Here is a 14,841-nt window from a genome sequence, read left to right as displayed (position 1 = left end):
AGCAACATGAGCTCACAATGGGAAGCCGTCATCGGCTTGGAAATCCACACCCAACTCTCTACGAAATCGAAAATCTTTTCCGGCGCGGCGACTGCCTACGGCGCCGAACCCAACACCCAGGCTTGCGCGGTGGATTTGGGACTACCCGGCGTATTGCCGGTATTGAACGAAGACGCGGTACGCAAGGCGGTAACCTTCGGCCTGGCTATTGATGCCGAAATCGCACCGCACTCGATCTTCGCTCGCAAAAACTATTTCTACCCCGACCTGCCGAAAGGCTATCAAATCAGCCAATTCGAACGACCTATTGTCGGCAACGGCCATCTGGATATCGAAGTCGACGGCGAAACCAAACGCATCGGCATCACCCGGGCCCACTTGGAAGAAGACGCCGGCAAATCGCTGCACGAAGATTTTCACGGCCTGACCGGCATCGACCTGAACCGCGCCGGCACGCCGCTACTGGAAATCGTCTCCGAGCCGGACATGCGTTCCGCCAAGGAAGCCGTGGCCTATATGCGCAAACTACACGAGCTAGTACGTTATCTGGAAATCTGCGACGGTAATATGCAGGAAGGCTCGTTTCGCTGCGACGCCAACGTTTCGGTTCGCCCCAAAGGCCAAGCCGAATTCGGGACCCGTGCCGAAATCAAGAACATCAATTCGTTCAAGTTTGTCGAAAAAGCCATCAATCACGAAATCGAGCGACAAATCGACATCATCGAAGCCGGCGGCAAAGTGGTCCAAGAAACCCGCTTGTACGACGCCAACAAAGACGAAACCCGCTCGATGCGCAGCAAGGAAGAAGCCAACGATTACCGTTATTTCCCGGACCCGGACTTGTTGCCGGTGATCGTCGAGGAAGCCCTGAAGGCTGAAATTCGCGCCACATTGCCGGAATTGCCAGGCGCCAAAAAGCACCGTTTCATCGAGCAATACGCGTTGGATGCGGAAAGCGCCGCCACGCTGACCTCATCGCGCGAATTGGCCGACTTCTTCGAACTAGTCGCGGCCGAATCCGGGGAAGCCAAGTTGGCTGCGAATTGGTTAACCGGCGACGTGCTCGGCGCATTGAACAAAGCCGGCTTGGAAATCGACGCCTGCCCGGTCAGCGCCGAACGCTTGGCTGGCCTATTGAAACGCATTGCCGACAACACCATCTCCGGCAAGACCGCCAAGCAGGTGTTCGACAAACTCTGGAACGGCAGCGCAACGGCGGATCAAATCATCGAACAGGAAGGCTTGAAGCAAATCACCGATACCGGCGCCATCGAAGCCATCGTCGACAAGGTCATCGCCGCCAATCCGGTACCGGTCGAACAATACCGGGCCGGCAAAGACAAGGCGCTGATGGCGCTGGTCGGCCAAATCATGAAGGAAACCCAAGGCAAGGCCAACCCCGCAGAAGTGAATAAAATGTTGGTTGCCAAATTAAAGGATTAAAACCGTCGATAGCGGGCATTTACCGAAGCGGTTTTGTCCGGCTCAGCGCTTCCGACCTTTCGGCGGCAATGACCCGAAATGACGCCGGCTCTCCAAGCCCGGCTCGCAGCGGAATGACTAGCTGCTTGCCGAAGCCGCCAACTCCGCTTCGACGACCGGCGGCAAACGCTTCGGCATCCGGATTCGCAGTTGCTTGTTGATGTGATACTGACCGAACACGACTTGGATATCCTTGATCGTCACGCCAAACTCCCTGGCCAAAAACCGGACCATGTGGTCGGTGGCCTTGCCGTCCTCCGGTGTCGCGGTAACGCTGATTTTCAGTTGAGCGCCCTTGGGTTTGCCGATGACATCGCGTTTGGCGCTCGGCGTGCCAAGCACGTTCAACACCAAGACATCCCCGTCCCAAGCGCAGAACGACACCGGTCCAGACCGCCCCTGATCTCCAGTCCCGCCCTGGCCTCGCGGATTCTTAAGTTTCGGATTTGCCATGTCACCCTTCGTTGTCGCCACGATATAGCGTAAATGTACGTCATGTCGTCGCGAATTCTAACAAAACACTCCGACAACAAAATGACGCAACCCGCAAAATAAAAACAACTCTTTGTTTTATAAAAACTATTTATTTATGGCACGCGAACTGCTTATATAAAAACAAAACATCTATCGGGAGAACCGCCATGAACACCGTCAACCACCCCAACAGCATTGCACTGACTACCTTTATGGACAACTTGAGCGGCGAGTTTATCGCTCAAACCGGTTACGGAGCTTACGTATACCTCAATCCGGTCGACATCGAACGCTTATTCCAGGATTACCGCCAACAAAACATGCCGATTCGCAACCTGGTGCGGCGACTGTTGAAAAACTTATAGAAATCACATCCCTTGCCGCAAGGCTCCATGCCGAGCGGCAAGGGATGGTCAGTTGGCGGCAACAACACTCCTAAGGCCCACGCTCCGATCACGGACCCATCCTGGAAAACCTGAAAAACTGTTGGCCGATCGACAATATCGACGACTGCCGAACTAACCCTAACGTTCAGTCGAACACTTGCCTAAGCCTTGTGCAGCCTGCCGCGACTAGCCTAATCGAGGCTAGTTTACACCGGTCCGGGTCATCGCCGCGCAATTCCGCCGACAATCGCCGTGTGGTATAGTTTCGACCGTAAAACTGCCCATCTGGGCAATGTCAAGCGAGATAGCCGCTCGATATAGTACGAAAAACTTGAACTGGTTCTCACGCTGAGATTAATACTAGACGGATCAATAGCCATTTCAAGCGCGACCTTACGATTTTGTAAGATCGGCCATTGCAGGCGATGCAGCCTTCCGGGCGATTACGCACTTGCCATGTATACGGTAGCTGGAAGCTTGGAGAACGGGTACCGTTCTTTTCCGGCCGGGTTTGTGAAAGCCCAGTCTCAGCAATACAGAACGAGAACATGATGAACCTGAAATATTTTCCGCTGATCGGCCTGCTGCTTGCCACCGCCACGCCATCCGCCGCCGACGTTGCCTCCCCGCTAAACTTGGCGCAATTGCGCCAAACCGCCGCCGATTTCGAGCACGGCCGCGGCATCAAACAAGATTACGGATTAGCTTTCGAAATGTATTGCAAGGCCGCGTTGGCCGGCGACAGCGAATCGGCTTACGGCCTGGGCTTTATGTATTTCAACGGTCGCGGCGTCAAACGGGATCTGCCGCTGGCCAGTCACTGGTTCAAACAAGCCGCCGACCGCGGCGACCATCACGCTCAAACCATGTTGAGCCGCTTCGGCGACGCTCCGGCCACCGAAGACCCAGCCTGCCACCCGGAACCGGTCGTGACGGTGACGGTAACCGACAACAACCCCAACCGGCAAATCGTCGAGGCCTGGGTCAATCAAATCGCGCCAGTCTACGGCATCGACCCGCAATTGGTGATGGCGGTCATCAAAGCCGAATCGGCGTTCAATCCGACCGCGCTGTCCGGCAAAAACGCCCAGGGTCTGATGCAATTGATACCCGAAACTGCGGAGCGCTTCGGCATCAAGGATGCTTGGAATCCGGTGCAAAACATCAAGGGCGGCACGGCTTATCTGCATTGGCTGTTGCGCCATTTCGAAGGCAAGGTCGATCTGGTTCTGGCCGCATACAATGCCGGCGAGAAAGCCGTCGAGCGCTATAAGGGCATTCCGCCTTATACCGAAACTCAGAACTATGTGAAGCAAATCCTGGCGTGGTATCCCAATGCCACCCACCCCATCCCGCCGCAGTCGCCGCAAAAAAATCTGGTCATCGAAGTTAAAACCTAATCGAATCCGCGCGGCTGCTTTACGCCAAGATTACGAATCGATTACCGGCCTCAACCGGTTCCCAACGACATACCCAGTTCCGCCGACGACAATCGCGACTTGGTCAACTCGGCAATATCGCCACATCCAAACCGCGCTCGACCAACCAAATCAGCGCTAGCCCTACAATACCGGTCGAGCCGTATTTCAAGACCCAAACCGGATAATAGCGCTGCCGGCTACCCCAATAGATCAACGGCAAAGCAACCGCGATAATCGCCAATTGCCCCAATTCGACGCCGAGATTAAACCCCAGCAAGGCCAACGCTTGCCCGGATTTCGGCAACGCCAGATCCAACAGCACGCCGGCGATGCCCATGCCGTGAATCAATCCGAAACCAAAGGCCAACCACACCCGGCGTTCGGTAAACCAGGCATAGATGTTGTTCAGCGCGGCGACCGCCACCGAAGCGGCAATCGCCGCTTCGACCCAACGACTAGGCAGCGCCAAATATTGCCAAACCGTCAACGCCAGCGTCAGCGAGTGGGCCAGCGTAAACGCCGTCACCACCGCCAACACATCGGTGCCAATTTCGGCGAGATTCCCCTTGCGCCGCCAGGTCAAACCGTCGCGCGCCAACGCCGCCGGCAATAGCAAACTCAACAAAAACAGCAGATGATCGTAGCCGGCCCAGATGTGCGTCATCCCCTCTTGGACAAACGCCGCCAGCTCAGGCCAGATGCCACCTTTGCCGGCAAGCTCGAAGGTCTGCGTCGGTTGCTCGGGACTAAACATCGCGCCGCGCGTGCCGCTGGGTGCAACTAGACTGAACAAGCCGCGATGGCGCGCGTCGAATTCGAAAAACCAGCGGTAATCGACCACCCATTGCCGCACGGTCGCCGGACAATCCACCCGAAAATCCAGTACCGCGTAACCGCCATCGCTGTGTTCGTCGACCCGCAAGCCCTCGCCGTCCAAGCGGCAGACCCGGCCGTCGCCGCTGATGTCCAAACGGCTTAACGCATGCGCCGTGACGGCATCGCCGTGCTCGCGCAACTCCCGCCAGGTAATGCGGCCGTCATCGTCCTGGTCCAGACCGACCGCTTCCTGCAAATCGCGTAGCGCCATGTCCCAGCGGCCGACCCAGCGTTCGCCGTTCCAGGTCAAGCTCAAATACGCATCGCTGGCCTTGTGCGCCGAAGCGGCGCAATTGCCGAGGATCAATATCAGAAATACGAGCCAGCGTCTCATGTCGCCCTCCCGGCGAGCTGTGCCGCCAGGTCCCGCAAACGCACATCTTCCAAGCCGGTTCGCGCCAAAAACGTCAATACGTCGCGAGCGGCGTCGAACTTGCCGGCCGCAATCGCCGCTTCCAGCAAGATACGGGCATCGCGCGGCTCGCGCTGCACTTGCCAATTGGCGGCGGCCAGCGCCAAAGCCTGTTCGGGTTCGCTATTCAATTGCAATTCAAACCGGGCTTCTTCGCCCTGGTGACTGGTATCGCCCCTGCGACGACTGTCGGCAAAACGCGCCGCCAGCGTCCGCCGGTGCCCTTCGGCTTCGGAATGCCCCAACTGCCGCTCCGCCAAGGCCAACCTCAACAACAAGCCGTCGGCGCGCTGCTCGCCGGTCAACAACTCAAGCACTTCGGCATAGCGCTGTCTATCCAGCAAAAAATCGGCAAAACCGGCCAATGGGTACGCACTCAACCGGCCGATAGCCAAGGCCCGCCGGTAGTGGCGTTCGGCCGCACCGGTATCGCCCAGCCGCTCCGCCATTTCAGCGAGCACGGTCCAGGCCCATTGCCTTTCGTCGGCCGACTCCGGGCCGGCAACCGACAACAACGCCGCCAAGCGCCGGTAAGCCGGTTCGAGCTGGCCGCTGTCGGCCAACACGGACTCGACGCACACCCGCCCGGACCAACCGGCCGCCAGGCGGCTGACGGTCAAACAGCTTTGCAGCGCCTCGGGATAACGTCCCTGCACCTGATGAATTGCCGCCTGCGTCAGCCAGGCCCCAATCAGCCTGGGTCTTAAAGCCAGCGCTCGCCGCAAATCGGCCAGAGCCGCCGAAAAATCGTGGCGATTCTGGGCCAGCACGGCGCGCAAGGTCAGAATCTCGGGAGACGGGTTAGCGCGAGCCAACGGTGCCAACACCGCCTCGGCACGGCCGAAATAACGCGGATCGGCCTCCGCCCGTCCCAACGCGATGTAACGCTCCACTAACTGCAAAGCCCGCGCCCGGTCGTCCGGCATCGCCCGCAGTTGTTCGCGCAACGCGCGAAGTTGCGCATCGCCGCCGCGCTCAGGCAGTACTTCCAAAACCCGATCGTCGTCCGCCGGTACGAAGGCTTGACCCAAGGCAATCGGTCCGAACGCCAGTAGCACCGTCAATAGTAAATGTCTCATCGATAGCTCCTGTTTGCATTCAAATTGGCTAACTATTCAACGCGAAGTAAACACACCCTCTCCCGACGGAGTGAGGGGATGAACACCTCAATGTCAGCTATGCCGTTCGCTGAGCGGCGTCGAGCGAAATCCCTGGCTTCGACTCCGCTCAGCCACCGCCTTATTTCGACTCCGCTCAGCCAACGCCTTATTTCGCTTCCAAAAACGATTCATGATCGTTGGTTAGCATCATGGGGGCGCCAAACTTCGGCGCCCGACCGACCAACGACTATTGCTCCGGGCAATTGGCCGCCGCCGAGGTCAAACTGTCGGCGCAACCGGCTTCGCCGGGATCGACGTGCCGACTTTGCCGGCCGCTATTGGCGAAGGCCACGTAGGGAAAACCCTCCTGATAATTTCGGTCGTTGGCGTTGACCCCATCGCCGACCCGGTTGTTGGGAAACGCGCCGAAACCGGCGCGCAGCACGCCGACCGCGACTTGCGCGGTGATGTCCAGGACGTCGTCGGATACCCGCCGGCCGTTCGGAAAACCCGCGCTATCGCCCGCCAGAAAACCCATCCGTTTACGCGCGGTCGCGGATGCGGGGGCGATGCCGGTGTTCAGCCTGAGTAAATCGGCGATCGGCCCGCGTTGCTCGCTGGTGCAGGCCGGACAAATCGGCGCCGAGTAAAACACCAACGGGCCTAAATCGAACGCCGGTTGGTCCGGATTGACGCGCGGCGGCGCCGGCACCGGCAGCACGCCGGCCGTCGCGGCATTAAGGACCCGCGCGATCAACGGATCAACGACGTAGGCGGCGTAATCGCCGTCTTGCTTGGGTTCGCTCATGCTGAACTTGTCCTTGTCGCCGGTACCGATCAGCAATTCGTTGACCAAAGGATTGCCCATCCGCTGAATTTGCGTATAAGCGTTGGCCAATTTGGGCCGGCCGCCGGGTTTTTCGGCATAGGATTTGGTACGCGGCCGCGATGTGGTGGCATAAGTACCGACGACCGCGAAAGCCTCGTTGGCGCCGTGCAATTTGCCGTCCTGGGTCAACATTGCGATCGGCAGTTCGATGGCGATAGCATTGACGTTGAAACCGGCCACGTCGTCGGGCGCGAAGTTACGCGCGTCGTCGGCGCTTTGCGCGTCGCTCAACACGCCGGCCACGCCGACTCCGGAAGCGCCGCTCCGAAAATTCAAGGTATCGAAGGCCGCACCCAAATCGATGTAAAACGGATCGTCGACGGTGCCGGCAAACACTTTAATACCGCCAGCCAAGTCGTAAATACCTTGTTTGGCCAGCGCCGGATAATCCGGCATCGTGCGCGGCCCGACGTTGGACGGCACCGCATAGAGTTTTTGCCCGCCGTTCAACTCGAGCACCTGACGGTTTTTACCCTTACCCTTGATCAGCGTCACCGTGTAGCTCTGCCGCAAGCCCAAGCCTTCCGAGCCCGGCCCATCCAACGCGGAAATCGCCGCCGGTACCAGCGGCGTGCCGGCCGGCAGCGGCACCGGCGAATTGAACGGTGTGTTCAGACCGTCGCCGATGCCGACGAAGCCGGTAAACACGCCCGGCAAGCGGGATTCGGTTTTAAAACGGAATTGCAAGGTTAGGTCTTCGTCGGCGTCGAAATCGTTGTCCACTTTCATTTCGTAGAGGATTTCCGGATCGAACGGAAAATAATTCGGGCCGTTGCTCGGGTCCAGCAAGGGATCGACATTCAAAATCATCGTGACTTTGCTGGGATCGTCGTAACTGACGAACGCAAACCAATCGGTGATGTCGGCCTTGGCATCCAGCGCGGTCAACGGTGCTTCGCGGTGGTTGGCGGCTTGCGTGGACGATGCGCCGCAGGCGAGCAACGTGGCGATCAGACTTAGGCTATAGCGATTTATCGATTTCATGGTCATGCTCCCAAACGTTTAAACAATGGCCGAGGTCATGCCGCCCCGGTTACGCGGTTGCGCCCAGCGGCCCAAGCCAAAAAACATCGCCGACGCCAGCAAAAGCATCGCGGTCGGCGGCTCCGGAACCGTCGCGGCTTGCGCGGCATCGACGCCGACGATATGAAAGTCCCAGGCCGACGTGCGATTGGCATCGACCAAATCGCCGTTGCCATCGACTAGCGAACCCTCGCAGAACTGAGCGTTACCGCATCCGAACACCTGGGTGAACCAGGGATCGGCATCGCGTAAAAATCCGTCGGCCAGCGCGCTGGAAACCGCCAAGTTGTCGTATTGCGTCAACGTGGCGATGTAATCGCCGGCCACCAAATTGGTCGTCAGATAGCTGTCGAATTCGCCGTAGCTCAGCGGCACGCCGTTCGAGAATGCGATTCCGCCGCCGTTGCCGTCGTCCTGTTCGGCCAGCAGTTGACCGCTGGCGTCCCAAAGCGTCAAAATCGGATCGAAACCGCCCGTCAGCCACGACGCCGTAAACAACGTGACGTTGCCGGGATTGGCGATACTGAAATCGAAGCGGACCACCGAGTTGTCCCGGCTGAAATTGCCGGCAAAATCGAAATCGGCGGCCCCGGCCGGCCCGCCGATCAGGCAGCCGCTCAGGATCGCCGCGTAGAGTTGTGTTTTCATAGGAATGTCCTCGTCATGGGTCAAAATGCAAGCCTCTTCGGCGACCAACCGCGCTAACGCGCATCGGTGCCTGGCCTGCAATGACTACTACGGGGACTCCGCTGATTTGGATGCAACAGCGGTGATAAATTTTTGGATAGCGCCGGCTTATGGCCGTACGGGAGACAAAAACGCCGAAATTTCCCGGCATTTGCCGCCCTCCGCGCGATACGCCGATGCGATGAGTTCATCGCGACTGCCGAAGCCAACTTGGCCCCGCTGCATCCAAACTCGGACGAATGGCGTATAGCACTTATAACCACCACGACGGCGACATGACCGAAACCCACCCGATTCCCGACCTCGATGCCAACATGGCCGCCGATACCGCGTTGCGGCAAGCGTTGGCCGGCATCGTCGATCAAGATCAGGCGGCGCTGGGAATCTTGTACGACGCGATGGTCGAGCAGGTTTACGGTGTGGCCTTGCGTATTCTGAAACAACCGGCCAGCGCGGAAGAAGTGGTGCAGGACACCTTCTGGCAGGTCTGGCGGCAAGCGCCGCGCTTCGATCCGGAACGCGGCACGGTCAAGGCCTGGGTCCTGACCATCGCGCGCAGTCGGGCCTTGGACTTGCTGCGCCAATTCGACTCGGACCTGACCGACTTGGAACCGGAAGCATGGGCGGCGATCGAAGGGCCAGGCGGGCAAGCACCGATCGACGTGTTGGCCGCCACCCAACAAGGCCATCGCGTGCATGCCGCGCTCGCCGCCCTGGACCCGATACCCCGGCAATTGGTGTCGCTGGCATTTCTGCGCGGGCTGAGCCACGAGGAAATCGCGCAGTGCAGCGGTTTGCCGTTGGGCACGGTCAAGTCGCACATCCGTCGAGCCTTGCTCGGCATGCAACAGTCTTTATCGATCAACCTAGGCGAGGATTATCGCGAATGACCGACAACCCACCCCGCAAGCCCACCGACGCCGCCGAGCCGATTGCCGCGCAACTGCTGGACGCGCTGACGCCGCTGCCGGTCGCCGCGCCGCAACGCGAAGCGATGCGTCAAGGTTTGCTGACCAAAGTCGCCGACAGTCTGGCGAGTCACGCCGGTTTGTTGACGGTACGCACCCGCCACGGCGTCTGGCGGGATTTGAAATCCGGCGTGCGTTACAAAACCCTGTGGGACGGGCCTCGAGGCGGATCGGTGTTGATTGACTTCGCGGCGGGAGCCTCGCTGATGCCGCACCGCCATAACTGGCTGGAGGAAGGAATCGTACTGCACGGCGAATTGACGATGGACGACCTGCGATTGGGCCAATTCGACTACCATGTGTCGCCGGCCGGCAGCCGGCACGGCGCCATCCATTCCGAAACCGGAGCGCTGGCCTTTCTGCGCGGCACCTCGCTCGGCGATACGCCCGGCGTGATCCGGGAAGTCTTGGGCGGCCTGCTGCCGGGCGCGGACCGCTCGCAAAGCTGTTACCTGAATTCGGCGGCGGACTGGCGCGAACTGGCGCCCGGCATAGAACAATGGGTGCTGTATCGCGACGGCGAACTGGAATCCAGTTACTACCGCTTCGCCCCCGGCAGCCGCATTAGCGGTCATGCTCATCCGATCGATGAAGAGTGCATCCTGCTATCCGGCGACCTGTATTTGGGCGACATTTTGCTGCTGCCGGGCGACTATCAGATGGCGCCGGCCGGCAGCCGGCACGGCAACGCCGAATCCGAGTCCGGCGCGCTGCTGTTCGTGCGCGGCGCGCCGTGCGAACGGTAAAACATCGGCTAAGCGTCGTCCGGCATCGCGTTGTCCGAGCGTGATTCGACGAACTCGCCCGGTTAAGCGCTTACACCGGCTCCAGTGCGAACGCCGCCAGCGCCGAGGCATCCAGCGTGTACAACCGATAACTGCCGTCGGTGGTCAACACCGAAACGCCGAGTTGCTCGGCAAACGCGGCCTTGCCTTCCGCGCTACAGATTCCCAACAATTGCGCCGGGGTAAAACCGTGGCGGTAAATGCTGCTGGCATCTCGGCCGTAAACGCCGACATCGCCGATCACCAGGCCGGCGGCGTGGGTTAACGCCGATTGCACCGGATCGTCGCAAGTCCCTTTCTGCACGACGAAATCGAAGGTCGCGAAGTTGTGCGGATGGTAGGCCCGGAATGCCACTTCGATGTTGGCATTCGGCGGATACGGCACGAATCCGCAACAATTGCTGGCCACTTCGCTGCCGTTAACCTTGATTTGGTAAATTTGCGCCTCGCAACGTTGATTGTCGATCCGCGCGTTCATCCGATAAGCGGACGCGCTGCCCGGCGCGCTGAGTTGGACATAAGCGTCGGGCGCATCCAGCGACGGCGCGAAACTCGCATAGTCCGGCACTTGGAATAACTGGCGCGGGATCGCGGTCAGTTTGTTGCCGTTAACGTCGAACAATTCCAACGTGAATTCGTACAAACCGTCGGCAAATTTGGCCGAATCGAAGCTGACCGTGACGGTGTTCTGATCCCACAGCGGATTCAATTCCGGCGCGCTGACCGGCGCCGCGCTGGGATAGGCCGGCGGAATCACGAACAAATCGTCATGGCCGTTTTTCGTCACCGGCCCCAATTTGAAGCTATTGACACCGATGTGTTTATGCAGCGCGGCATCGAAGAATTCGTAGGTATAGGATTTGTAAAGCGCCTGACCGCCGTGCAGCGATGCCGGCAACATCGGCGCGGCCGGCGACAGATCGGCGTTGCGCAATTTGCGATAGTTCCAGCGGTAGTAATACATGCCGTTGCTCGGCAAGCCGCTACCGAACTGCACGACAAAACTCAATCCGCCGCCGAACGGCCGCCGGAACTCGCCGACCGGATTCGGACTGGCCCACACCGACACGTCGCTCAAGCCGATCCGATTGAAGTTTTTGCCCTGTACCGGCACATTCAGATCGGTTTGCTGAATATGCACGACGCTGGCGCTGCTGCCAATGGTTTTGATCCAGACGATGTCGCCGTCGACCACGTCATTGCATTCCCAACGCACGCGCGGGTCGGTGATCCGCACCGTCAGCGAGCTGCCGCAGGCGTAATTCCAGTAGGTATGGCACGGAATTGCCGGTTTATAGACCGTAGTCCAAACGCCGTCGATCAGATATTCCACCCACAAATAGATATCCGGTTGATCGCCGTCGTCCCAATACCAGTATTGGGTTTCGAAGCCGCCGTTAAGGTCGGTGTAGGTCAGCGCAATTTCGTCGCAACGGTAAAAATACGGCCACAACCAGGGGATGCCGCAAAAATAAGGGTGGAAGACCGGAAACTGCTCGACCAGCACGCCGCGGATTGCCTGTGCATTGCCCGACAACAGCCGCTGGCTGACATTACTGTCCAAGACGGCCGCCAAACGCTCCGATTGCGCCAAGGTGATGCGGCTGGACCAGTCGCGGCGCAGTTCCGATACCGCGCCGAATGCGGGCTTTTCCACCGGCGGCAAGGGCTGCGGATTCAAGGCGACCGCGCTCCAGTCCGGACCGGGTTCCGGCACCGGGATAGGCCACTGCGGTTCGACGATGATTTCCGGAATTTTCAAAATCACCCAGTCCGGAATCCGGTCTATCCACCAGCGAACTCTGTCCACTTCGCAAACGTGTACCCGCGCGTTGCAGATACCGCGATCCTGAGTCAGGTCGCCGATGCTGAACTGTTTGATGACCCGACCGCGTATCCGGCACATGCGCAAGCGCCAGAACGACGCGACGAAGTCGGGAATCGTCAGCGCCAGCCAACCGCCGCGCGGATTGGCAACCAGACTCGCCTCGTAGGGCTTGAATTTTTCCAAGGCCGCCAGCGTGGTCACCGCGTCGATGCGACCGTCCGCCGCCGGGGCGATCAACAGCCGCAATTCCCGAGGATTCTTGTCGGGCGTTTTGAGTTCGAGCTGGCCTTTTTGGACCGGTGCCTTTTCCAGCAAGCGTCCGCCCCGCGAGAACAGGAAGCCGACCAGCGGGATTTCCTGGCACGGCGCCTTTTCGAAATTGACCTGCAATTGCATTTTTTCATTGGACTTAGCCATTGTCGTACCCTCGTCGTAAACATGGTCGGCGGCCGGGTTCGTTGGGCGAACCGGCCGGAACGCGGCGTGAACGAGGCGGAGAAAATGGCCGATGGCCACCAACAACGACGGCGGCCGGCGCGCCAACGAATTGGCGTTTTGTGGCGAACTGAAAGTCCGGTATCGGAGAGCACCCCTGCCTCGATTCTACCCGGTACGACTATAGAGAGCGGAGAGTGGCGCGGCTGTTAACTAATACCCGGCCGGCGAGGTGGATTTTCACAAGCGCGGATTGAGGGCGAACGGCCGAACCCGGTGGGTTCGGCCGGTTGGGGATTTATCCGGCGCCTTCGGCGTCGGCGTGCTGGAACTGCATCCGGTGCAGTTTGGCGTAGGCACCGTCGCGGGCCAGCAACTCGGCGTGACTGCCGCGTTCGACAATCCGGCCCTTGTCCATCACCAAAATCACGTCGGCGGCCTCGATCGTCGATAGCCGATGCGCGACCACCAGCGTGGTTCGACCCTGTATCACCCGGCTCAACGCGGCTTGAATGTAACGTTCGGACTCGGTATCCAACGCCGAGGTGGCTTCGTCCAAAATCAAAATCGGCGCATCCTTTAGCAGCGCCCGCGCCAAGGCCAGGCGCTGGCGTTGGCCGCCGGACAATTTGACGCCGTTTTCGCCGATCTCGGTATCCAGACCTTCCGGCATCCGCTCGATGAAATCGGTGGCGTAAGCATCGCGGGCGGCCCGCTCGATCGCCGCGCGGTCGGCGCCCTGCAACGCGCCGTAGGCGATATTGTTGGCGACGCTGGCGTTGAACAGCGTGACATGCTGGGTCACCAGCGCAATTTGCCGGCGCAGACAGCCCAGTTGATAGCGTTTCAACTCCACGCCGTCGATCAGGATCTCGCCCTCGCTATAGTCGTAAAAGCGCGGCAGCAGATTAATCAAGGTACTCTTGCCGCCGCCGGACGCGCCAACCAAGGCTACGGTCTGGCCGGGTTCTATGGTCAGGTCGATGCCGCCCAGCGCAGGCACCTCGGCGCCGGGGTAACTGAAGCGCAAGTTTTTGAACTCGATGCGGCCTTGAACTCGCTCGGTTTGGTAATCCCCGCCATCCCGTTCCAACGGTTCGTCCAACACTTCGAACAAGGATTCGGCGGCGGCGATGCCGCGCAGAATCTCGGAATTGGCGTCGCTGAGTTGGCGGATCGGCTTGGGCAACAAAATCGCCGCCATGAAAAAGCCGGCGAATTCGCCCGGCGTCGAGTCGCGCATTACGATCAAGGCCAGATAAACCATGCCGGCCAGCGCGATCGAAATCAACAACTGCATCAACGGGTTGTTCAGCGACACCGTCATGATCAACTTACGGTATTGGCGGCGATTTTCCAGGCTGGCGTCGCGAAAGCGGCGGCGCTCGTAATCTTCGCCGCCGAAACTCTTGACGATGCGATTGCCGGACACCACTTCCGAGGTAATGTGAGTAATATCGCCGACGGTGTCCTGCATGTTGCGGCTCAGGCGCTTCAAGCGTTTGCCGACGTAGCGCACCATCGTCGCGACCACCGGCGCTATCGCCAGGAACACCAACGACAACTGCAGATTGGTGTGCGCCAGATAGGCCAACAAGCCTATCGCGGTAAAGCCTTCCCGCACGAAGGAACGGATCGAATCCGAGGTAGCACGGGTGACTTCGCCGATGTTGTTGGTGATCCGCGAAATCATGTAACCGCTGTTATGGCTGTCGAAATACTGCACCGACAAACCGGTGTAATGATCGAAGATGTCGCAGCGCAACCGGTGTATCAAGTTGCCGGAAATCCGCGCCAGATAATAGTTGCCGAGGAAGGAGCCGACGCCGCGCACTAGAAACAAGCCGACGAACAGTAGCGGCAGGTATTCGATACCGGTGCGGTCTTCGCGATTGAAACTGTCGATGATGCGCTGCACGATCATCGCCAGGGCCGGCTCGGTCGCGGCGTAAATCGCAAAGCCGAACGCGCTGACCAGAAACATCCGCCAGTACGGCAACACAAAGCGCATCAAGCGCTGGTAGACTTGACTGTCGGTCATGGTCTGGCGTGATTTCTGTGACTTGCTCAATGCG

General features: G+C 59.5%; 12 protein-coding genes. 5 read left to right on the top strand and 7 right to left on the bottom strand.

Annotation, left to right across the window (positions count from 1 at the left end; all coding sequences use genetic code 11):
- Nucleotides 1–6: 6 nt before the first annotated feature.
- Entirely contained in the window at nt 7–1,443 is a 1,437-nt protein-coding gene (gene gatB, locus ACQE3D_RS02500; protein ID WP_313729199.1) for an Asp-tRNA(Asn)/Glu-tRNA(Gln) amidotransferase subunit GatB, read from the top strand.
- A gap of 117 nt (nt 1,444–1,560) precedes the next feature.
- On the opposite strand, the gene ACQE3D_RS02495 is transcribed toward gatB, so the two are convergent.
- A complete protein-coding gene (locus tag ACQE3D_RS02495; protein WP_313729200.1) occupies nt 1,561–1,935 on the bottom strand; it encodes a DUF167 domain-containing protein in 375 nt (124 codons plus the stop codon).
- A gap of 188 nt (nt 1,936–2,123) precedes the next feature.
- Here ACQE3D_RS02495 and ACQE3D_RS02490 point away from each other — a divergent pair, with 188 nt between their 5' ends.
- Entirely contained in the window at nt 2,124–2,321 is a 198-nt protein-coding gene (locus tag ACQE3D_RS02490) for a hypothetical protein (RefSeq protein WP_064023921.1), read from the top strand.
- A gap of 569 nt (nt 2,322–2,890) precedes the next feature.
- A complete protein-coding gene (locus tag ACQE3D_RS02485) occupies nt 2,891–3,742 on the top strand; it encodes a transglycosylase SLT domain-containing protein (protein WP_427551386.1) in 852 nt (283 codons plus the stop codon).
- Between the two features lie 103 nt (nt 3,743–3,845).
- Here the strand turns inward: ACQE3D_RS02485 and ACQE3D_RS02480 are convergent, their stop codons facing one another.
- From ACQE3D_RS02480 to ACQE3D_RS02465, 4 genes are all read right to left on the bottom strand, one after another.
- Nucleotides 3,846–4,973 (bottom strand): HupE/UreJ family protein, encoded by a 1,128-nt coding sequence (locus ACQE3D_RS02480; RefSeq protein WP_427551384.1) that lies wholly within the window; start codon nt 4,971–4,973, stop codon nt 3,846–3,848.
- A complete protein-coding gene (locus ACQE3D_RS02475; protein WP_313729203.1) occupies nt 4,970–6,130 on the bottom strand; it encodes a hypothetical protein in 1,161 nt (386 codons plus the stop codon). The genes ACQE3D_RS02480 and ACQE3D_RS02475 overlap by 4 nt, the downstream gene beginning before the upstream one ends.
- 268 nt (nt 6,131–6,398) lie before the next feature.
- Complete coding sequence (locus tag ACQE3D_RS02470) at nt 6,399–8,024, bottom strand: DUF4331 domain-containing protein (protein WP_313729204.1); 1,626 nt, start codon at nt 8,022–8,024, stop codon at nt 6,399–6,401.
- A gap of 18 nt (nt 8,025–8,042) precedes the next feature.
- On the bottom strand, nt 8,043–8,711 hold the full coding sequence (locus ACQE3D_RS02465; RefSeq protein WP_313729205.1) for a DVUA0089 family protein: 669 nt from the start codon (nt 8,709–8,711) through the stop codon (nt 8,043–8,045).
- Nucleotides 8,712–8,989: 278 nt separating this feature from the next.
- On the opposite strand from ACQE3D_RS02465, the gene ACQE3D_RS02460 reads away from it, so the two are divergent.
- Both ACQE3D_RS02460 and ACQE3D_RS02455 read left to right on the top strand, forming a co-directional pair.
- Complete coding sequence (locus ACQE3D_RS02460) at nt 8,990–9,640, top strand: sigma-70 family RNA polymerase sigma factor (RefSeq protein WP_313729206.1); 651 nt, start codon at nt 8,990–8,992, stop codon at nt 9,638–9,640.
- Nucleotides 9,637–10,464: a cupin domain-containing protein gene (locus ACQE3D_RS02455; RefSeq protein WP_313729207.1), complete on the top strand. Its 828-nt coding sequence runs from the start codon at nt 9,637–9,639 to the stop codon at nt 10,462–10,464. The genes ACQE3D_RS02460 and ACQE3D_RS02455 overlap by 4 nt, the downstream gene beginning before the upstream one ends.
- Before the next feature lie 70 nt (nt 10,465–10,534).
- Here the strand turns inward: ACQE3D_RS02455 and ACQE3D_RS02450 are convergent, their stop codons facing one another.
- Both ACQE3D_RS02450 and msbA read right to left on the bottom strand, forming a co-directional pair.
- Nucleotides 10,535–12,748: a hypothetical protein gene (locus ACQE3D_RS02450; RefSeq protein WP_313729208.1), complete on the bottom strand. Its 2,214-nt coding sequence runs from the start codon at nt 12,746–12,748 to the stop codon at nt 10,535–10,537.
- A gap of 316 nt (nt 12,749–13,064) precedes the next feature.
- Nucleotides 13,065–14,807, bottom strand: a complete 1,743-nt coding sequence (gene msbA / locus ACQE3D_RS02445; RefSeq protein ID WP_313729209.1) for a lipid A export permease/ATP-binding protein MsbA — start codon at nt 14,805–14,807, stop codon at nt 13,065–13,067.
- Nucleotides 14,808–14,841 lie beyond the last annotated feature (34 nt).

Source organism: Methylomonas sp. MS20 (assembly GCF_050275925.1).
GTDB classification, from domain to species: Bacteria; Pseudomonadota; Gammaproteobacteria; order Methylococcales; family Methylomonadaceae; genus Methylomonas; species Methylomonas koyamae_A.
This window is presented reverse-complemented; position numbering and strand designations above follow the sequence as displayed.